This is a genomic window from Streptomyces sp. NPDC005794, assembly GCF_042871445.1.
Taxonomy (GTDB): domain Bacteria; phylum Actinomycetota; class Actinomycetes; order Streptomycetales; family Streptomycetaceae; genus Streptomyces.
In genome coordinates, this window is the sequence record NZ_JBIAIN010000001.1 from 128890 (window position 1) to 147848 (window position 18959).

Consider the following 18959-nt stretch of genomic DNA (forward strand, 5'->3'; position numbering starts at 1 on the left):
CCGCAGAAGTCCCTTACGTCAAGGAAAGACGAGGTCGCGCGGTGAAGAAGCTTCTCCTGGTCGCACTGGCCGCCATCGGCGGGCTCCTCGTGTACCGCCAGATCCAGGCGGATCGCGCCGAGCAGGATCTGTGGACGGAGGCGACCGACTCCGTGCCCGCAGGTTCAGGTGTGTGAGACGGAACAGTCTGTTAGAAGCCCCGGCTGCCGAGCAGCCGGGGCTTTCTGCTGTCCTGGGCCCACTGTCGCGGGACCGTGACAGCCGCACCCTTGAGTTCACCTGGGCAAATTAGTAGCTTGCATGAGCAAAGAAATGCTGATGTGCAGGTGCCCGAGGGGGATTCGATGAGTGCACGGACGAGGGCGGGGACACACCGTCGTAGGGCGAAGGCGGCGGCCCGGGAGCAGTTGGAGTGCATCGCGGAGGCGGGCGACGGGTGCTACTGCGACGCGCCGGACGCGGACACGCTCGCCCGGCACCTGCAGCGGTCCGCGCAACTCTCCGCCGGTGGTCACCGGTTGAAGGGCGAGGGAACCGAGGCAAGGGGCGGTGGTCGAACGGCAGAGCAAGAAGGGCTCCGACAGCGCCCGTCGGCCACTGGAGCTGGTGTACGGCGTGGAGTCGCGGCCGGCCGGCGGGGTCACCCTCGCGCAGTCGCGGCCGGAGTACGGGAAGGGTGGCGAGCACGCCCCACTGTCCGGCCGGTGCGTGCCGGGGGCGGCTTCTGCATCGCGTGCCCCTCGGGGCGAAGGCGGCCGAGATCGCCGAGAACCCGCGCGTCGGCGTGGTGCTGCGGGTGGCGGTCCTCGGAAACGAGCTGTCAGGGCCCCAGCGCTGAGCTCCCGCGCTGACAGCGAGGCCAGGGGCACGAAACGGGCGATGGCGGCAATACGACGGGGGTCGCAGACACGCGGTGGTACGGGCGGGGCAGGATGGACCGGCATCGCGACGGCTGCCGGAGCGGGCGCCGCGGTCGCTCTGATCGCCGGGCTCCTGCTCTCGTACGCAGCCGGCGCAGCGCAGGCACGCAGACGACGAGGGGAAACGCGTGAACAGGCAGCGCAACAGGGGCCGGGTGACGCTCGCGACGATCGCGGCGGTGTGCGCGGTGGCGGCGTTGCCGGGGCAGGCGCACGCCGCCGACGGCCCTGCGGCGTACACCTTCGATCCCGCGGCGGAATCGGTCCAGGGAGCGGAGACGAACGCCGACGCGGCGGAGCTGAAACCAGGGGCGGTCTACAAGAGCTCCATCGCGCAGGGGCAGAAGCTCTACTACCGTCTGGAGCTCGACGACACGACCGACGCGTACGTCTCCGCGGTGGCGGTACCGAAGGCAGGCGGAGAGGTCGCCTACGGGGACGGCATCACGATCAGCGTCAGGGACCTGGACGACAACCAGTGCAGTTCCGAGGACGCGGACTTCGAGTCGGCGGAGTTCCCGCGCCCGATCACCGCGTACGCCCACCGGACGGTGGAGAAGGACAGCACCATCTGTCAGGCGGGCGGCACGTACAACGTGCTGATCGAGCGGGAGAGCAAGGCGACTTCGTCCCCCGACGCCTGGGGCCTGGAGCTGCGCTTCGAGGCCGAGCCGGCGCTGAAGAAGGGCGAGTCGCTGCCGACCGAGGCGCCGGAGAACTGGTCCTCCGCCTCGCCGGTGCCGCCGGCCGGCAAGCGGGAGCGGTCCGGTGGGAGCAGCTTCTACGAGGCCACAGGGCTGGAGTCCGGTGAATGGCGGGACTCCATCGCGCCCGGACAGACCCGCTTCTACCGGGTGCCCGTGGACTGGGGTCAGCAGATCTTCGCCACGGCCGCGCTGAGCAACAGCAAGAAGTCCACGGAGTACCTCGGCAACGCCCTGGTGATGGCGTTGGACAACCCGGCTCGCGGGCATGTGGACAACGCGATGCTGTCGTACTCCGGGGCGCCCAACTCGGTGGCTCTGGACCCCCTGCCCCCGGTGGCGTACGAGAACCGCTACGCGGCGGGGGCGGACGTCAGCGCCATGCGGTTCGCCGGCTGGTACTACCTGTCGGTGACGCTCTCGCCCGAGGTCGCCGAGCACTACGGGGACGAGCCCATCGGGCTGACGCTCAAGGTGAAGGTCGTCAACAAGAGCAAGCCGTCGCCCTATCAGGGGGACGCGGGGATCTTCGGGGTCACGGACGACGACAGGGACATGGCCAAGAGCGGGGAGAGCGCGCCGGAGGCCGTCGGGAGCGCCACGATGACGATGGTGGCCGCGGCGGGTATCGGCGCGGGTTCCGTGCTGGTGCTGGGGCTCGGCGTCTGGACCCTGCTGGCCAGGCGTCGGGCGGTTCCCGCCGCTGTGCCACCGGGTGCGGGCGGGCAGCCGCCGCTCGGCGGCCCGCCGCGGGCCTGGTAGGACGCTCAGGTCTGGGTGAGCGCCCAGATCCCCACCGCGAAGCAGATCAGCGCCACCACCAGGACCGGGACCGCCACCTTCGGGGGCGGTCCCGGCCGCTTCGCGGAGGACGGCCGTGCTGCGACGTCCGACGGGGCCTGCGGGTTCTGGGCCGTGTAGGCGCGGGTGGGCGCCGCCCCGTACGACACGGGTGCCGTGACGGCCTGGGCGAGGCCCGGGCCCGCGTAGGGGGACGCGGGGTGCTGCGGGGGCGGCGCGAGATGGAAGCTGCCCGTTTCCGACATCGACGAGGGCGGCGCGTACGGCTGCTGGTCCGGCGTCACCTGCGGCTGCGCGTACGGCTGTTGTCCGGGGCTCTGCGGCGCGTACGGCTGAGGAGCGGGCATGGCGCCGCCGACGGCCTGTACGGGCGTCTGAGGCCCGTTGCCGGGCGTTTCGGGAGCGTTGGGGCTGACGGGGCCGTCCGGGCCGTATCCCGCGGGCAGCGGGCCGATCTGGTCGAACACCTCCACCGGTTCGTCGCCAGGACCGGCTTCCGGCAGCATCTCGACCGCCGCCGTCAGCGCCTTGCGCGCACCCGTGGCCGTACGGAAACGGGCGTGCGGATCGGGCTGCAGCAGGCCGGCGAGGACCTGCCACAAGGGTTCCGGCACCCCCTGGGGCGCGCTCGGGGTGCCGTGTGTGGCGAAGTACTCGATCAGCGCCTTGGAGTCCGGCTTCTTCCCTTGCAGCAGATAGAGGGCGACGAGACCGACGGCGAACAGGTCCGCCGGGAAATCGGGCTCCGCGCCCATCATCTGCTCGGGCGCGAAGTAACCGGGCGTACCCACCACGTAGTTGGTCTCGGTCAGCCGCGGCTCGCCCTTGCGCATCGCGATGCCGAAGTCGGAGAGCCGCAGATGCGGCCGGCCTGTACCGGTGGCCTCCATCAGGATGTTGGCCGGTTTGATGTCGCGGTGCACGACCCCCTCGGCGTGCACCGTGGACAGCCCGGACAGCAGCTGGTCGAGCAGGAGACAGACGAACCGCGGGGGCAGCGGGCCGTAGTCGCCGATGACGTGGGCCAGCGAACCGCCGCTGACCACGTCCATCGTGAACAGGACCTTGTCGTCGTCGGCGGCCCAGCTGGCCGGAGCGAGGACATGCGGATGCTCGATCCGCAGCGCCTGCTCACGGACGAAGCGCAGCAGCGTGTGCGCGTCGCTCTGCTGCAGGACCTTGGCCGCTACGTACCGGCGGCGCCGGTGGTCCCATGCGCGCCATACGGCGCCGACGCCACCACGTCCGATCGGATCGACCAGCTCGTACCGACCAGCGAAGACCTCACCCATTGCGCTGCGCCCGCTCCCGTTCCCGTTTCGGTTCGTGCCCCGGCTGTCGGGATACTGCCACGGCTCTGCCGCCCCGGGGCCCTGGGATCCGTTCTAGCTCTGGTGGCCTTCGTAGTGCGCGACCGCGTCCGCGGTGCGTCCCGCTCCGTACACCCGGAGGAACTCTGCCAGCTCGGGGTGGGCCGGGGCGAGGGAGTCCGCCGCATCGATGATGTCGCCGGCCGCCGAGACCGACCGCAGCAGCGACTGGATCTCGCGGACCACACGTCGCACGGTGGGTGCTCCACCGGTGGTGGAGGTCTGGCCGGTGCTGGTCAGGACCGAGCCGCCCTGCGACTTCTTGATCTCTTCCATCCGGTCGGTGGCCTCTCCCGCGCTGAAGCTGCCGTCCGCCACCTGGCCGGCGAGCTCCTGAAGTGCCTGGACCCGCTGGACGACCGCGGGATTGCCGATCTTGGCCCGCTGCCCGCTCATCAGCTGGGAGAGCATGGGGGCGGACAGCCCGAGTACCGCCGCGAGGCGTGCCTGGTTGAGGCCGAGGTCATCTATCAGCCGTCGGAAGAGCGCCCCCAGCGGCTCTCCGTACCAGCTGCGCTGGAGCTCCCGGGCTCTAGCCGTCGCCTCTTGCTGCGCTGCGTCCATTGCGTCTCCCCTTCGCTGCGGCTTCGCTGCTGCGAACCTTGTCGTGCATCTTACGGAGAGCGGTTGCGGGCCGGGAGCCCCAATCCTTTTGCAGGATTCGGGGGGTCACCCGGTACTCTGTTCTGCGACGGACGTCGCGACATCCATGTGTCCTGTGGTGTCCGCTTTCCGGGGCCTTAGCTCAGTTGGTAGAGCGCTGCCTTTGCAAGGCAGATGTCAGGAGTTCGAATCTCCTAGGCTCCACATCCGGTGCCCTCCGATCCGCGAAACGCGGGGCGGAGGGCACTTTTCGTGTTCCTGCGCGGGACGTTCGCGCCTTCGAGCTGGGGGATCGCGGGGAGTCAGACGCTCTGACGTCCCCGCAGTTCCTCCACGGCGGTCCGGGCCGCGGCGCCGATCACCGCGTCGGCACGTGGCAGCTTGGCGTCGGACCGGGCGGCCTGGGTGAAGACCACGGCGGTGTAGGTGCTGCCGTCCGCGAGTTCGACGACGCCCGCTTCGTGGCGCATGGCCCCGAAGCTGCCGGTCTTCCCGTAGACGGTGACGTCGTCGTAGGGGAATCCGGAGGCGAGCCGGTGCGTCCACGGCTGCCTGCGCATCACGTCGCGCATGAAGGCACAGCGATCGTCGGACGCGGCCTGTCCGGTCCAGATCGCCCGTAGAAGCCGTGCCATGTCCGCCGGCGTGGTGGAGGCCTTGAACGCCGGGTCGTACACACCCGAGGGCACGACGGTGTCGTTGTCCGCCACGTGCGCCAGGGCCGCGTCGAGGGAGGGGGCGCCCGTCTCGGCGACCAGCCGGCTGAACGTGGCGACGACTCCCCCGTGGATATGGGTGTCGGGCATGCCCAGATCCCGGCACATGGCGTCGACCACGTCCGGGCCGACCTCTCGCAGGACGGCGTCGGCCGAGGTGTTGTCGGAGATGGTCATCATCAGCACCACCATGTCGCGCAGCGACAGGGTGACGGAGTCGTGCAGGATCGAGATGCCGGTCGGGCCGGGCACGCGCTCGTCGGGTTCCAGTGTCAGCCTGCGACTCGGGTCGATCAGCCCCGCGTCCGCGAGCCGGCAGAAGGCGGCCATCAGAGGCACCTTGTAGACCGACCCCATGGGGAGCCGCTCGCCGGGATCGATGGTCACTTGGGCCGCCGGACGGTGCAGGTCCGCCACATGCAGCCAGCCCCGGACACCCGCGTCGTCGAACATGCCGCGGATGACACGCTCCGCGCTGCCGCCGCTCCTCCGCCCGCTCACTTCGCCACCATCCGGATCAGGGCGTCCTCGATCAGTCGCGCTGTCTCAGCGGTCTCCTCCGAACCCGGACGCCTCGGGTCCCAGGTCACCCGCAGACGCAGGGGGAGCGGCGGGTTCGTCGCCGTTCTCCGCTCGACCTCCGTCGCCGTCAACGTGGCGTCCGCCGTGACCAGCACCGCCTGGCCGGCCGCGACCAGGGCGAGGCCGGCGCGTTCGTCGGAGACCACCACGGTGTCCACGCGGCGGCCGCGGCTGGCCAGGGTGTCGACGAAGAGGTCGTGGGCCGCGGGTGCCTCGGCGCGCGGCCGTACGGCAACGGGCAGAGGCGTCGCCAGGGCGTCACCGGCGTCATTGCGTCCGGCGGGGGCGAGGATCCACGTCGGCAGCAGGATCACCCGGCCCGCCGCGAGACCGTGCAGCACGGAGGGATGGCGGATCACGGCGATGTCGAGCCGCCCGGCCGCCACGTCGTTGAGGAGCACGGAGGTCGCTGCCGTCACCATGCCGATCCGCGTGCGTTCACCGGCCCGGACCGGTGAGGCCGCCACATCGGCTGCGAGGGTCGTCGGCACTTCGGGTGTGAGCCCGAGCCGCAGACGCCTGCCGTCGGCGTGCTCGCGGGCACCGGTCTCCCGGAGTTCCACGAGTGCGGCCAGCGCCCTACGGGCGTGCGGAAGGAGCAGAGCACCCTCCTCGGTGAGGGAGACCCCTCTCTCGCGGTCGAACAGGCGGACCCCGAGCAGGGCTTCCAACCGACGCAGGCCCTGCGACAGAGGCGGCTGGGTGATGCCCACTCGCTGGGCGGCAGTCCCGAAGTGCTCTTCCTCCGCCAGCGCGATGAAGATTTCCAGATGCCGTTCCGTCAGCACTCTTCCTCCTGAAGTGCAGCGATACAGCCTGCGAATCAGCGTGATGCCAAGAGCGTATTCGACATACGACGAGGGTGCGGGCTTGACTCCGAAGGGGGGCAGGCCGGGCCGGATGCGGTGGGCCGTAGCCACGCTGCTGTCGAGCGCAGGCACCCCCGCTGCCGCCGGGGGACCGCCTCCGGTGAGCTGACCAGGCCCGACCCGGAACGGAGAACACGGTGGCGCGTACCGACAGCCGGAACAGTTCCGCCCCGCCGCCGCGGCGCATGCGGCGACCGCTCGGCATCGTGGTGACCCTCCTCCTGCTGGCCGGAGGGGGCTATGCCGTCTTCGACCTCGTGAGCGGCGATGGTCATGAAGAAGACGCGCAAGTGGCTTCCGCCCGTGAGCCCTTGGCGGCATTCCTTGCCGCGTGGGCCGGGCACGACGCGCGGAAAGCGGCGAGCTACACCGACACGCCTGACGCGGCGGCATCCCTTCTCACGTCCGTACTGACCAATCTCAAGCCCTCCAGGACCACCATCGACGACGGCGAGGGCCGGAGGGAGAGGGAAGGGAAGGTGCGCTTCCCCTTCGACGTGACCATGGCGGTACCGGGCGCGGGCGACGTCACCTGGCGCTCCCACGCCCAGGTGAGCGACACAACGGGCACGTGGAAGGTCGAGTTCACTTCGCCGATGGTCCATCCGGAGCTGGAGCCGGGCCAGACGCTCGCACTCGAGGGCGCCGGTAACAGGGCCCAGGTCCTCGATGCCAAGGGCGACCCGCTCCGAGCGGAAAGTCTCGTCGGAACCGTCGACCCGGCCAGCGGCAAGGGCGCATCGGGCCTGGAGGCCCGCTACGACGATGTCCTGTCCGGGGGCGGGAAGGCGGGCACATCCCTGGTGGTCGCGGACCGGCAGAGCGGTCGCGCGGTCAAGGAGCTCACCGGGACCGCCCCGGTGGAAGGCCGTCCGGTGCACACCACCATCGACCCCCGCGTCCAGGAGGCGGCAGCCGATGCTCTGGCCGGGGCCGAGGTCCACGCGGCCATCGTCGCCATAGATACGCGGAACGGCCATATCCTCGCCGCGGCCAACCGTCCCGGCGGATTCAACCGCGCCCTCGAAGGGCGCTACCCGCCCGGCTCCGTCTTCAAGGTCGTCACCGCAGCGGCCCTTCTGGAAGGCGGTATGGAAGCGGAAAGCCCCGCGCCCTGTCCGAAGTTCGCGCGGGTCGACGGACAGCGCTTCGAGAACCAGAAGCAGTTCGAGCTGCCGTCCGGCTCGACCTTCGCCGACGCTTTCACGCAGTCCTGCAACACCTACTTCGTCGACGCCCGCGACCGGCTCTCCGACACCGACCTGCGCGACACGGCCCAGGCTTTCGGAATCGGAGGCAGCTGGGACGTGGGCACGACCACGTATGACGGCAGTGTCCCCGTCACGACGAGTGACAACGACAAGGCCGCCGCCACCATCGGTCAGGCACGCATCCAGGCTTCCCCGCTGGTGATGGCGTCCGTCGCGGCCACCGTGAAGACCGGGACGTTCAACCAGCCCGTGCTGGTGCCGGACGTGGTGAAGAAGAAGTACCGGGCTCCGGCAGAACTGGATGGCGGTGTCGCCCGCGAGCTCCGTGAACTGATGCGTGCCACCGTGACCTCCGGGTCGGCCCACGCGCTCAAGGACCTGCCCGGGCAACCCCACGCGAAGACCGGAACCGCCGAATTCGGCAGCGGCACACCGCCTCGTACCCACGCCTGGATGATCGGGTACCAGGGTGACTCCGACCTCGCGTGGGCGGTTCTCCTCGAGGACGGCGGTTCCGGCGGCGCCGACGCAGGCCCGGTCGCCGAGCGGTTTCTGCGCAACCTGGCTCGCTGAGCCGAGGCAGACCCGGGCCGAATCGAAGACCTCAGAAGGGAAAGACCGCACCACATGAGCCCCCGAACCCCTGTCTCCCGCCGTGCCGCATTCACCACGCTGGCGGGGATCGCGACCCTGACGCTTCCCGGGTGCACCGCCTCCCCGGCTTCATCCGGTCCACCACCATCCGCTTCCACGTCTCCCACCTCGACGCCCTCCGCCGCCAGGTCCGCCGAGGCCCGTATCGAGCGCGCGTTCGCCGAGCTGGAGCAGAAGTACGACGCCAGACTGGGCGTCTACGCGCTCGACACCGGCAGCGGCCGGACCGTCACCCACCGGCCCGACGAACGTTTCGCCTATGCCTCCACCTGCAAGGCACTGCTTGCCGGTGCTGTACTGGACAAGAACTCGCTCCGTCGGCTCGACCGGCTCGTGCGTTACAGCCGTGACGACCTCATCAGTAACTCGCCGATCACCGAGCGGCACGTCGCCACCGGAATGAGTGTGCGTGAGCTGTGCGATGCCGCGGTCCGTTACAGCGACAACGCCGCTGCCAACCTCCTGTTCCGGGAACTAGGAGGCCCTCGGGGGTTGCAGGACGCCCTGCGTGGGCTCGGTGACAACGTCACCCGCTGCGACCGCTATGAGGTCGCACTCAGTGATGCGGTGCCTGGCGACCTCCGGGACACCAGCACGCCCCGCGCTCTCGTCGACGACCTGCGCGCATACGTCCTCGGCACCACGCTTCCCGCGGACAAGCGCGCCGTGCTGACCGACTGGCTCAAGCGCAACACCACCGGGGACCACACCATCCGCGCCGGTACCCCCGACGGCTGGCAGGTCGGAGACAAGACCGGCACGGGCGGCTACGGCACCCGCAATGACATCGCCATCGTCTGGCCGCCCGGTGCTGCTCCCATTGCCCTCGCCGTCCTCTCCCGCCGCGACATCAAGGACGCCGAACGGGATGACGCGCTTCTCGCCCATGCCGCAGAAGTCTCCTTCGGCGCATTGGTCTGAGCTTGTCTGTATGAACCGCGCGCTCATGCGGCTGCTATGCCGTGCGGTCCGCGTGCTCTTCGGTTTCACGTGAAACCGAAGAGCACTCCGCCTTGGTTTCACGATCCGCCTCTGTTAACGATCCGTCTCTGTTAACGATCCGTCTCTGTTTCACGTGAAACGGCGAAGGGGCACCGGAAGACCGTGAGGTCTTCCAGTGCCCCTCCCAGGCGTCCGTCCCGGACGGGCCGGGCCGGCGGTGGACTCCTCAGGGGCGGCCGTCGTGGCCGCTGCCGTCCGCCTGGTCCGATTCGCCTTCGGCGTCGTCCTGCGCGGCCCGGACCTCCGGGTCGACCACGGTCCGGCCGCTACCGTCGACCGACGTCAGCGGAGCACGCGCGTCGCCCACCTCGGTGGGGGCGGGCGGCTCCACCAGCCAGTCCGGGTTGGCCTGCTTGTCCCACCACTTCCAGGCCGCGAATGCTCCGCCGGCCAGGATGCCCAGCACGATAATTCCCTTGGCCGCCCGTCCTGCCTTGGCTCGCCGCTCGTGCTTCCTCACGAGCTTCTGGATCTCCTTGGCCGTCACCTGGCCACGGAGTGCGGCCAGCGCGGCCGTGCTGCGGGCGGTGGCCTCTTCGGCCATGGGCCGACTCGCCGCCACCGCGTGCTCGACACGCGGCACGGTGTAGTCCGCGGCGGTGCGGGCGGCGCTGCGCGTCCGGGTGGCGGCTTTGTGAGCGGCCTCGTCGACCTTGGGAGGCACATGGGTCAGTGCCTGTTCGATACGTGGTGCGAGATGCGCGCCGTACTGGACGCGGGCCTGCGCGGCTGCCTTCGACACCTTGGGTGCGAGCCGTGCGCGAGCCTCCTGTGCGTAGTGCGCGGCCTGTTCCTTGGCCGTGTCGGCGTAAGGCGCCACCACTTCCGCGGCGTGCTGCGCGCTGTCCTTCGCCGAGTAGGTTGCGGCGCGCACGCTGTCGATGCGGGTCACGGGATCCTCCTCCTTGGTGGCGGGTAGGTAATCCGCCTATCCACCCAATTCGAAATCATGCCCGCTGAGGCCTTGAGCGCCATGCGGGACGGGCATCCGGGTCATAAACGTCATTCTCTGACAATGCGGTGCAAGGGGAGCGTGTCGACGACGATGCCATGGTTCGTGTCGGGGCGCTCCGTGTCGTCGTGTACGTGGGCGCGCCGATCTCACAGGAAGTGTGGGAAAGGTGCAGGAAAGCGGGCAACAAGGTGAGCGCTGCGCGCCCCGAGGCGATGGCCGGGATGGGGAGGGGCGCTCCGTGCGAGGATCGGTCGTCATCAGCGGAGACTGGTGGTCATCAGCGGAGACTTACGGAAGGCAGACCGTGGCCGAGCAGCTTTACGCCACTTTGAAGACCAGCCAGGGCGACATCGCGATCCGGCTTCTGCCGAACCACGCGCCCAAGACGGTCAAGAACTTCGTCGAGCTCGCCACCGGCGAGCGTGAGTGGACCAACCCGGAGACCGGCGCGAAGTCCACCGGCAAGCTGTACGACGGCACTGTCTTCCACCGCGTCATCAGCGGTTTCATGATCCAGGGTGGTGACCCGCTGGGCAACGGCACGGGCGGCCCCGGGTACGAGTTCGGCGACGAGTTCCACCCCGACCTCGCGTTCAACAAGCCGTATCTGCTGGCGATGGCCAACGCCGGCCCGGGCACCAACGGTTCACAGTTCTTCGTGACGGTGTCGCCCACCGCTTGGCTGACCGGCAAGCACACGATCTTCGGCGAGGTCGCCGACGAGGCGGGCGAGAGGGTCGTGGATGCCATCGCAGCGGTTCCGACCAACCCGCGCACCGACCGTCCGCTCCAGGACGTGGTGATCGAGTCGGTCGTCATCGAGACCCGCTGACCGGGCGGAGCGGCCGGTCTGCGGGCCGCTGACCCGACAGGCCGCAGCCCCGGCGCGGGGAACCAACCGCCCTGCTCGTCCGTACTGTTACATAACGGGCGAGCGGGGCGGCCGCATGTGTGCCGCCTCCACGGACGAGGACCGAAGGGGCCGTGACCGATGGAGCAGCAGCCGCCGAAGGACCAGGACGGGGCCGCGGCTGCGGGCGGTCCCCCCACGTGTTACCGGCATCCGGGCAGGGAGACGGGGATCCGCTGTGTGCGGTGCGAGCGGCCGATCTGTACGGACTGCATGGTCGAGGCCTCGGTGGGCTTCCAATGCCCGGAGTGCGTCCGTGAGGGGTCCGGTACGGGTCATCACGCTGCGGCGGCCCGCCCTCGGACCCTGGCGGGCGGCACCGTCGCGGACGATCCGAGGCTGATCACCAAGATCCTGCTGGGTATCAATCTCGCTGTCTTCGCCGCGGTCCTGATCGCCAGACAGTCCGGGTACCCGCTGGTCGATGATCTGCTGTTGTTCGGCCGTGCCTATTCGGGCGATCCGGCGGCCGGAATCGAAGGAGTGGCCGAGGGCCAGTGGTACCGGCTGGTCACGTCCATGTTCCTGCACCAGGAGGTCTGGCACATCGCCTTCAACATGCTGGGGCTGTGGTGGCTCGGCGGTCCGTTGGAGGCCGCCTTGGGGCGTGGCCGCTATCTCGCGCTCTATCTGCTCTCAGGGCTCGCGGGCAGCGCGCTCACCTATTGGATCGCCGACCCCGCACAAGGCTCGCTCGGCGCTTCGGGGGCCGTCTTCGGTCTGCTGGGCGCCACGGCTGTGCTGATGCGCCGGATGAACTACGACATGCGGCCGGTGATCGCGCTCCTCGTGGTGAACTTGATCTTCACCTTCAACCCATGGGGTGCGATCGCCTGGCAGGCGCATGTCGGTGGCCTCGTCGCCGGGGCGCTGATCGCCGTAGCCATGGTCCACGCGCCGCGCGAGCGCCGGAATCTTGTGCAGTACGGCGCCTGTGCACTGGTCCTCGTGGTGGTCGTGGCGGCCGTCCTCGTCAGGACAGCAGTGCTCACCTGAGCGGAATCCCCTACTCCGGGGTTGCGGTTGTCCACAGAGCGTGCCGGATCTTGTGCACGACGTGTGGAACAGGTGTGCCCCTTGTCGCTGAACTGGGTTCTACCAGTCAGGACAAGGGGCACACCTGCCCGCGATGCGTAAGCGTGTAGTCACACCGGCGTCAACTCGGAGGGAGGTTATCCACAGATCGTCTGACCTTTTCCCCCGCCTGTGGATAACTCTGTGGGTAACTTCAGGGCAGAGCTACTTCCACTGCGTGGAGACGCCGAAGCCACCGGCGATGAAGCCGAAGCCCACGACGATGTTCCAGTTGCCGAGAGCGTCGATCGGCAGGTCGCCCTCGGTGACGTAGAAGACCACGATCCAGGCCAGACCGATGAGGAAGAGCGCCAGCATCACCGGCGCCACCCAACTGCGGTTGGTCAGCTTTATGCTCGTCGCCTGCTTCGCCGGCGGAGGCGTGAAGTCTGCCTTCTTGCGGATACGTGACTTCGGCACGAGGGACTCTCCTGTCGATGCGCTGCGTGACCGCGCAGGGATCTGTGGCTGGCGCCGGGGCGCAAGGGGGAATGCTGCCTCCCCGGGGCGTCCGTTAGCGTAGTGCTTCCGTGGCGCCTAAGGAGATAAGGGTACGTTGAGCAATTCTGCCGAATCTCCTCGAGGCCCGGCCCGGCGCATGTCCCGATGGCCGGTCCAGGGCCTCACCACTGCCGTTTTCGCACTGGCCGGGCTGATCTTCGTCACCAGTGCGAACACGGCCAAGGGGACCGACATCCGTACCGACTCCTCCCTGCTGAAGCTCTCCGATCTCATTCAGCAGCGGAGCGAGAAGAACGCGGAGCTGGACGAATCGACCGCTTCCGTGCGCGCGGACATCGACACCCTCGCCCGGCGCGACGACGGGAGCACCCGCGCCGAGGACGCCGAACTCGAGGCGCTGGAGAAGGGCGCGGGCACCACGGAAGTCACCGGTGAGGCGCTCGCCGTCACGCTGAACGACGCCCCGCCGAACGCCACCGCCAACCCCGGATACCCGGAGCCGCAGCCCAACGACCTGGTCATCCACCAGCAGGATCTGCAGGCCGTCGTCAACGCCCTCTGGGAAGGCGGGGCCCGTGGGATCCAGGTCATGGACCAGCGGCTGATCTCGACCAGCGCGGTGCGCTGCGTCGGCAACACGCTGATTCTGCAGGGACGGGTCTACTCACCTCCCTACAAGGTCACCGCCGTCGGCGACCGGGGGAAGCTGAGGCAGGCGCTCAACGACTCCACGGCGATCCAGAACTACCAGCTGTACGTCAAGGCGTACGGGCTGGGATGGAAGGTCGAAGAGGATGACAAGCTGACGCTTCCCGGCTATTCGGGCACCGTCGACCTCCATTACGCACAGCCGGCGAACTAGGGCGCCCTGGGCGCACAGGCTCCCCTGCGGTACGTGCAGGGCTGCGACGGAGCCGGGCAGGCGGCTTTCCACAGGCGGCCCCCGTCTGCGCCCCGGCCGTTTAGTCTGGTGCCGTACCGAATGGAGGCAACAGCATGTACGGCTGGATCTGGCGGCACCTGCCGGGCAACGCATGGGTACGGGGCTTCATCTCGCTCGTGCTGGTCCTGGCCGTTGTCTACACGCTCTTCCAGTACGTCTTCCCCTGGGCGGAGCCGCTGCTTCCGTTCGGTGATGCGACGTTGGACGGCGAAGACACCAGCGGAGCGGGGGCCGGTCAGTGAGCGCACGCATTCTCGTCGTCGACAACTACGACAGCTTCGTCTTCAACCTCGTCCAGTACCTCTACCAACTCGGTGCCGAGTGCGAAGTGGTGCGCAACGACGAGGTGACCACGGCACACGCCGACGACGGCTTCGACGGGGTCCTGCTGTCGCCCGGACCCGGCACACCCGAGCAGGCGGGCGTCTGCATCGAGATGGTGCACCACTGCGCGCGGAGTGGGGTCCCGGTCTTCGGCGTCTGCCTGGGGATGCAGTCGATGGCCGTCGCGTACGGCGGTGTGGTGGACCGGGCGCCGGAGCTGCTGCACGGCAAGACCTCCCCCGTACTGCACGAGGGCAAGGGCGTGTTCGCCGGTCTGCCGTCCCCGTTCACGGCGACGCGTTACCACTCCCTCGCCGCCGAGCCGGCGACGGTTCCGCCCGAGCTCGAGGTCACCGCGCGCACCGCCGACGGCATCATCATGGGCCTGCGCCACCGCGAACACGCGGTGGAGGGGGTGCAGTTCCACCCCGAATCGGTGCTCACGGAGCACGGTCACCTGATGCTCGCCAACTGGCTGGAGCAGTGCGGTGACGCGGGCGCCGTCGAGAGATCGGCGGGGCTCGCTCCGGTGGTGGGCAAGGCCGCCGCGTGACCTCACTCCGCCCCCCCGCCGGGCAGGAAGGCCCGTACGCGCAGGGAGCGTACGAGCCCGACGGCACGTTCGAGGCGGCGGTGGAGCAGCTGGCGGATCCGCTGAACGATCCGCTGCCGGGGCAGGTGGTGGATCCGCTGAACGATCCGCTGCCGGGGCAGCACACCTCGCCCTGGTTCAGGGCGGAGACCGATCAGGCCGGCGGCGGGGCCCAGCAGATGCCTCAGACGGCGGTTCAGGGGCCGACGGAGCCCCCAAGCGAGTGGTACGACCCGGAGGGGTACCAGAGGGACTGGTACGGGCACCAGGGCCAGGGAGCGGCCCCTGGCCAGGGCGACGGACGGACCGCGGCGGTGATACCCGCGCCCGGAGTGCCTTCCTCTGCCCCTGCGCCGGCCTCTGCCCCGGCCCCTGCGTCGACCGCGCCTGACCCGGGCGCCGGTCAACCCCTCACCGACGTCCCTCCGGTGCTGAGCGACGAGACCGTCGCCCTGCGGACCGCCGATACGCGCAGCGTGTCGCGGCCGGCCGGATCCGGGGACTCGGGGCCCGCCCCCGAACCCCCGCCGACAGGCGGCCGGGCCGAGCGCCGGCGGGCGGCCAAGGGGCGTGGCAGACGGCGGAGTGAACCGGGGCGTGGCGCGGAGTCCGAGGCGTCGGAGCCCGCGGCCCCGATGTCACGGCTGGAGGCCCGTCGCGCGGCCCGTGCGGCCAAGGACAGCCCCGCTGTCGTGGCCAGCAGGGTCGCCGGCGAAGTGTTCATCACGTTCGGCGTGCTGATGCTCCTGTTCGTCACCTACCAGTTGTGGTGGACCAACATCCGCGCCGACCAGATCGCCGGCCGGGAGACGAACAAGATCCAGGACGACTGGGCGAACGGCGAGCGCAGCCCGGGTGCCTTCGAACCTGGTCAGGGATTCGCCATCATGCACATCCCCAAGCTGGACGTGGTCGCGCCGATCGCGGAGGGGATCAACAAGGAGAAGGTTCTCGACCGCGGCATGATCGGTCACTACGCCGAGGGCGAGCTGAAGACCGCGATGCCTTCGGCGCAGCAGGGGAACTTCGCGGTGGCGGGTCACCGCAACACCCACGGTGAGCCCTTCCGCTACATCAACAGGCTGAAACCGGGCGATCCGATCGTGATCGAGACGCAGGACGCCTACTACACGTACGAGATGGCCAGCATCCTTCCGCAGACGTCACCGTCCAATGTGGCCGTGATCGACGAAGTTCCCGCGGGTTCCGGATTCGCCGGTCCGGGCCGGTACATCACGCTGACGACGTGCACCCCGGAATTCACGAGTACGTACCGAATGATCGTGTGGGGCAAAATGGTCGACGAACGACCGCGCAGCAAGGGGAAGCCCGACGCGCTCGTCGGCTGAACATCATCACGACAGGGACGGTGCGGTGGCAGCGAGGACCGAGCACGAAGAGCGCACCGACGAGCCGGTGACCCCGGTACGGCGCCGGAGCCGCCATCCCGTCGCGACGGCGGTGAGCCTCTTCGGTGAACTGCTGATCACCGCCGGGCTGGTGCTGGGTCTGTTCGTCGTCTACTCGCTGTGGTGGACCAATGTGCTCGCCGACCGTGAGGCCGACAAGCAGGGCAACACCGTCCGCGACCGCTGGGCGGGCGGCCCGGGGGCCCTGGACACCAGGGACGGCATCGGCTTCCTGCACGTTCCCGCCATGAAGAACGGCGAGGTGCTGGTCAAGAAGGGCACCGACACCGAGACGCTCAACAACGGCATCGCCGGCTACTACACGGACCCCGTGAAGTCGGCCCTGCCCTCGGACACGCAGGGCAACTTCACGCTCGCCGCGCACCGGGACGGGCACGGCGCCAAGTTCCACAACATCGACAAGGTGAAGACGGGCGACGCGGTCGTCTTCGAGACCAAGGACACCTGGTACATCTACAAGGTCTACGCGGAGCTGCCGGAGACGTCGAAGTTCAACGTCGACGCGATCGCCCCGGTGCCCAAGGAGTCGGGCGTGAAGAAGGCGGGCCGCTACATCACGCTGACCACGTGCACCCCCGTCTACACGTCGAAGTACCGCTACATCGTGTGGGGCGAGCTGGTACGGACGGAGAAGGTGGACAGGGACCGCACGAAGCCGGCGGAGCTGCGGTAGCGCCACGGACGACGGCCAGAGGGCCCCGGTCACCGTTGAGGTGACCGGGGCCCTGTGTCTGTCCTACGGTGCCGGGCGGGTCAGTCCGCCGAGCCGCCGGACGGGCCGCCGAAGATGTTGCCGTCCCCGCCTCCGCCTCCGCCACCGCCACCGAGGGTGGTGAGGGTGACGGTCTGGCCCTTGGGGACCTGGGTGTTGGCACCGGGGTCGGCGTTCATCACCAGGGCGTTCGGCTTGTCGGACGAGTTGGGCGCGAGTGCGACCACGAGACCCAGGCCTTCGAGCATGGCCTTCGCCTCCTGGTACCGCTTGCCGACGATGTCACCCGGGATCGTGACCTGCTCGGGCTCTGTCTCTGCCGGGCCCTTGGAGACCTTCAGGACGATCTGGGCGTCCTTGGCCTGCTTGCTCGGCCCTTCCGGGGTCTGGCCGACGACCATGTCCTTCGGCTCTTCCGAGTCGACGTCCTGCCGGACGATGTTGGTGAAGCCGATGCCCCGAAGCTGGGATTCCGCTTCTGCGTAGGTCCGGTTGAGGACCGGCAGATCGAGCAGGGCCTCCTTGGCCACCGTGATCGTGACCTCGGTTTCCTTCTCGACCTTCGTGCCGCCCTCGGGGTCCTGCTCGGTGACGGTGCCCGGGGGCGCGTCGGACTCCACCGCGGTGACCTTCACCGTGAAGCCCTCGTCCTCCAGCTTCTTGCGGGCGCTGTCCTCGGACTTCTCCAGGACGTCCGGCACCTCGACCTTGGGGGCACCGGTGGAGACGACGACCTTCACGATGTCGCCCGCATTCATCTGGGCGTCCCCCTCCGCGGACGGGGTCTGGCTGCAGATCTTGTCCTTCTCCTGGTTCTCGCAAGGTTCTTTGGATTCGACCTCGAGAGTGACCTCGGCGTTGTCCGCGAGTCTCTGCGCCTCTGGGACTGTCGAGCCGATCATGTTCGGTACGTCGACCTTGCCGCCGCCGTTGTCGGTGGAGCTGAAGACGTAACGGCCGATCAGGATCGCGCCGATGAGCACCAGGATGCCTGCGACGACCAGGAGGATCGTCGAGGTGTTGCTCTTCTTCTGGCGCCGGCGGCCCGGCCGGTCGTCGTACCCGCCGTCGTCCGGATTGATCGGGGGCAGCATGGAGGTCGGGGCCCCGCCCGGGTCCGCCGCCCGCAGAGCGGTGGTGGGCTGGTCGTTGCCGTAGGCGTCGTACCCGCCGTAGCCCGCCGCGCCCATGGCCGCCGTTGCCGCGACCGGCTGGCCGTCGAGGCAGGCCTCGATGTCGGCGCGCATCTCGTCGGCCGACTGGTAGCGGTAGTCCGGGTCCTTGGTCAGCGCCTTCAGGACGATGGCGTCCATCTCGGGCGTGATCTCGGGGTCGAAGTTGCTCGGAGGCTGCGGCTCCTCGCGTACGTGCTGGTACGCCACCGCGACGGGTGAGTCACCGACGAATGGGGGCCGGACCGCGAGCAGCTCGTAGAGCAGGCAGCCCGTGGAGTACAGGTCGGAGCGTGCGTCGACCTGCTCGCCCTTGGCCTGCTCCGGGGAGAGGTACTGGGCGGTGCCGATGACCGCGGCGGTCTGGGTCATCGTCATGCCGGAGTCGCCCATGGCACGGGCGATACCGAAGTCCATGACCTTGACCTGGCCGGTACGCGTCAGCATGACGTTCGCCGGTTTGATGTCGCGGTGGACGATCTGGGCCCGGTGCGAGTACTCCAGTGCCTGCAGGATCCCGACCGTCATTTCGAGGGTCCGCTCAGGCAGCAGCTTGCGACCGGAGTGCAGGAGCTCTCTGAGCGTCGACCCGTCGACGTACTCCATCACGATGTACGGGATGGAGACGCTGTCGACGTAGTCCTCGCCGGTGTCGTAGACGGCAACGATCGCGGGGTGGTTGAGCGAGGCGGCCGACTGGGCCTCACGGCGGAACCGTGCCTGGAAGGACGGGTCGCGGGCGAGGTCGGCCCGGAGCGTCTTCACAGCGACGGTGCGGCCGAGCCGGGTGTCGTGCGCGAGGTAGACCTCGGCCATGCCACCACGGCCGAGCACCGAGCCCAGCTCGTACCGGCCGCCGAGGCGACGCGGCTCTTCCATAACTGATCCAGCCCTCTCCGTCAGTCCCGACCGCACCCGTGTGTGGTCCGGCGGTGCGCTGTTCCGGGCATACG

18 protein-coding genes and 1 tRNA gene are annotated in these 18959 nt (G+C 69.2%); 12 read left to right on the top strand and 7 right to left on the bottom strand.

All coding sequences use genetic code 11. The features are described 5' to 3' along the window. Positions 1–41: 41 nt before the first annotated feature. Positions 42–176: a DLW-39 family protein gene (locus tag ACFYQ5_RS00590; RefSeq protein ID WP_003958712.1), complete on the top strand. Its 135-nt coding sequence runs from the start codon at positions 42–44 to the stop codon at positions 174–176. Positions 177–1048: 872 nt separating this feature from the next. Then, a complete protein-coding gene (locus ACFYQ5_RS00595; RefSeq protein WP_389190994.1) occupies positions 1049–2386 on the top strand; it encodes a hypothetical protein in 1338 nt (445 codons plus the stop codon). A 5-nt stretch (positions 2387–2391) separates the two neighbouring features. On the opposite strand, the gene ACFYQ5_RS00600 is transcribed toward ACFYQ5_RS00595, so the two are convergent. Together ACFYQ5_RS00600 and ACFYQ5_RS00605 are read right to left on the bottom strand one after the other, a co-directional pair. Further along, positions 2392–3717 (bottom strand): serine/threonine protein kinase, encoded by a 1326-nt coding sequence (locus ACFYQ5_RS00600; protein ID WP_389190997.1) that lies wholly within the window; start codon positions 3715–3717, stop codon positions 2392–2394. A gap of 93 nt (positions 3718–3810) precedes the next feature. Next, positions 3811–4359: a helix-turn-helix domain-containing protein gene (locus ACFYQ5_RS00605; protein WP_389191001.1), complete on the bottom strand. Its 549-nt coding sequence runs from the start codon at positions 4357–4359 to the stop codon at positions 3811–3813. Between the two features lie 170 nt (positions 4360–4529). On the opposite strand from ACFYQ5_RS00605, the gene ACFYQ5_RS00610 reads away from it, so the two are divergent. Continuing rightward, positions 4530–4602: transfer RNA gene (locus tag ACFYQ5_RS00610), tRNA-Ala, on the top strand. Positions 4603–4700: 98 nt separating this feature from the next. Here the strand turns inward: ACFYQ5_RS00610 and ACFYQ5_RS00615 are convergent. After that, positions 4701–5615: a serine hydrolase gene (locus tag ACFYQ5_RS00615; RefSeq protein WP_389191004.1), complete on the bottom strand. Its 915-nt coding sequence runs from the start codon at positions 5613–5615 to the stop codon at positions 4701–4703. Then, a complete protein-coding gene (locus ACFYQ5_RS00620; protein WP_389191006.1) occupies positions 5612–6484 on the bottom strand; it encodes a LysR family transcriptional regulator in 873 nt (290 codons plus the stop codon). Before ACFYQ5_RS00620 ends, ACFYQ5_RS00615 begins: the two co-directional genes overlap by 4 nt. Positions 6485–6702: 218 nt before the next feature. Here ACFYQ5_RS00620 and ACFYQ5_RS00625 point away from each other — a divergent pair, with 218 nt between their 5' ends. Both ACFYQ5_RS00625 and bla read left to right on the top strand, forming a co-directional pair. Further along, a complete protein-coding gene (locus ACFYQ5_RS00625; RefSeq protein WP_389191009.1) occupies positions 6703–8349 on the top strand; it encodes a penicillin-binding transpeptidase domain-containing protein in 1647 nt (548 codons plus the stop codon). Positions 8350–8403: 54 nt separating this feature from the next. Beyond that, a complete protein-coding gene (bla, locus tag ACFYQ5_RS00630) occupies positions 8404–9351 on the top strand; it encodes a class A beta-lactamase (RefSeq protein WP_389191012.1) in 948 nt (315 codons plus the stop codon). A gap of 247 nt (positions 9352–9598) precedes the next feature. On the opposite strand, the gene ACFYQ5_RS00635 is transcribed toward bla, so the two are convergent. After that, on the bottom strand, positions 9599–10324 hold the full coding sequence (locus ACFYQ5_RS00635) for a DUF5324 family protein (RefSeq protein ID WP_389191015.1): 726 nt from the start codon (positions 10322–10324) through the stop codon (positions 9599–9601). Between the two features lie 367 nt (positions 10325–10691). Between ACFYQ5_RS00635 and ACFYQ5_RS00640 the strand changes: the two genes are divergently transcribed. Both ACFYQ5_RS00640 and ACFYQ5_RS00645 read left to right on the top strand, forming a co-directional pair. Continuing rightward, entirely contained in the window at positions 10692–11219 is a 528-nt protein-coding gene (locus ACFYQ5_RS00640; protein WP_389191018.1) for a peptidylprolyl isomerase, read from the top strand. Positions 11220–11378: 159 nt separating this feature from the next. Further along, positions 11379–12293: a rhomboid family intramembrane serine protease gene (locus ACFYQ5_RS00645; RefSeq protein WP_389191021.1), complete on the top strand. Its 915-nt coding sequence runs from the start codon at positions 11379–11381 to the stop codon at positions 12291–12293. Positions 12294–12536: 243 nt separating this feature from the next. Here ACFYQ5_RS00645 and crgA read toward each other — a convergent pair whose 3' ends face one another. Continuing rightward, on the bottom strand, positions 12537–12791 hold the full coding sequence (crgA, locus tag ACFYQ5_RS00650) for a cell division protein CrgA (RefSeq protein ID WP_383567994.1): 255 nt from the start codon (positions 12789–12791) through the stop codon (positions 12537–12539). 178 nt (positions 12792–12969) lie between these two features. Here crgA and ACFYQ5_RS00655 point away from each other — a divergent pair, with 178 nt between their 5' ends. From ACFYQ5_RS00655 to ACFYQ5_RS00675, 5 genes are all read left to right on the top strand, one after another. Continuing rightward, entirely contained in the window at positions 12970–13695 is a 726-nt protein-coding gene (locus tag ACFYQ5_RS00655; RefSeq protein WP_389191025.1) for a DUF881 domain-containing protein, read from the top strand. A 134-nt stretch (positions 13696–13829) separates the two neighbouring features. Next, a complete protein-coding gene (locus tag ACFYQ5_RS00660; RefSeq protein ID WP_389191028.1) occupies positions 13830–14018 on the top strand; it encodes a hypothetical protein in 189 nt (62 codons plus the stop codon). Beyond that, positions 14015–14653 carry an aminodeoxychorismate/anthranilate synthase component II gene (locus ACFYQ5_RS00665; protein WP_389191031.1) on the top strand — a complete coding sequence of 213 codons (639 nt, stop codon included), beginning with the start codon at positions 14015–14017 and terminating at the stop codon, positions 14651–14653. Before ACFYQ5_RS00660 ends, ACFYQ5_RS00665 begins: the two co-directional genes overlap by 4 nt. After that, positions 14650–16041 (top strand): class E sortase, encoded by a 1392-nt coding sequence (locus tag ACFYQ5_RS00670; RefSeq protein ID WP_389191033.1) that lies wholly within the window; start codon positions 14650–14652, stop codon positions 16039–16041. The genes ACFYQ5_RS00665 and ACFYQ5_RS00670 overlap by 4 nt, the downstream gene beginning before the upstream one ends. Positions 16042–16066: 25 nt before the next feature. After that, on the top strand, positions 16067–16795 hold the full coding sequence (locus tag ACFYQ5_RS00675; RefSeq protein WP_389191035.1) for a class E sortase: 729 nt from the start codon (positions 16067–16069) through the stop codon (positions 16793–16795). An 80-nt stretch (positions 16796–16875) separates the two neighbouring features. On the opposite strand, the gene pknB is transcribed toward ACFYQ5_RS00675, so the two are convergent. Next, the gene (gene pknB, locus ACFYQ5_RS00680; protein WP_389191038.1) at positions 16876–18885 is read right to left on the bottom strand and encodes a Stk1 family PASTA domain-containing Ser/Thr kinase; all 2010 of its coding nucleotides are present in this window, start codon (positions 18883–18885) and stop codon (positions 16876–16878) included. Positions 18886–18959: the final 74 nt, after the last annotated feature.

Excerpts from the sequence above, each read along its gene's own strand:
- ACFYQ5_RS00660 (WP_389191028.1), top strand. The coding sequence starts at position 13,830 with ATGTACGGCTGGATCTGGCGGCACCTGCCGGGCAACGCATGGGTACGG.
- pknB (WP_389191038.1), bottom strand. The coding sequence starts at position 18,885 with ATGGAAGAGCCGCGTCGCCTCGGCGGCCGGTACGAGCTGGGCTCGGTG.
- ACFYQ5_RS00655 (WP_389191025.1), top strand. The coding sequence starts at position 12,970 with ATGTCCCGATGGCCGGTCCAGGGCCTCACCACTGCCGTTTTCGCACTG.
- bla (WP_389191012.1), top strand. The coding sequence starts at position 8,404 with ATGAGCCCCCGAACCCCTGTCTCCCGCCGTGCCGCATTCACCACGCTG.
- ACFYQ5_RS00600 (WP_389190997.1), bottom strand. The coding sequence starts at position 3,717 with ATGGGTGAGGTCTTCGCTGGTCGGTACGAGCTGGTCGATCCGATCGGA.
- ACFYQ5_RS00645 (WP_389191021.1), top strand. The coding sequence starts at position 11,379 with ATGGAGCAGCAGCCGCCGAAGGACCAGGACGGGGCCGCGGCTGCGGGC.
- ACFYQ5_RS00605 (WP_389191001.1), bottom strand. The coding sequence starts at position 4,359 with ATGGACGCAGCGCAGCAAGAGGCGACGGCTAGAGCCCGGGAGCTCCAG.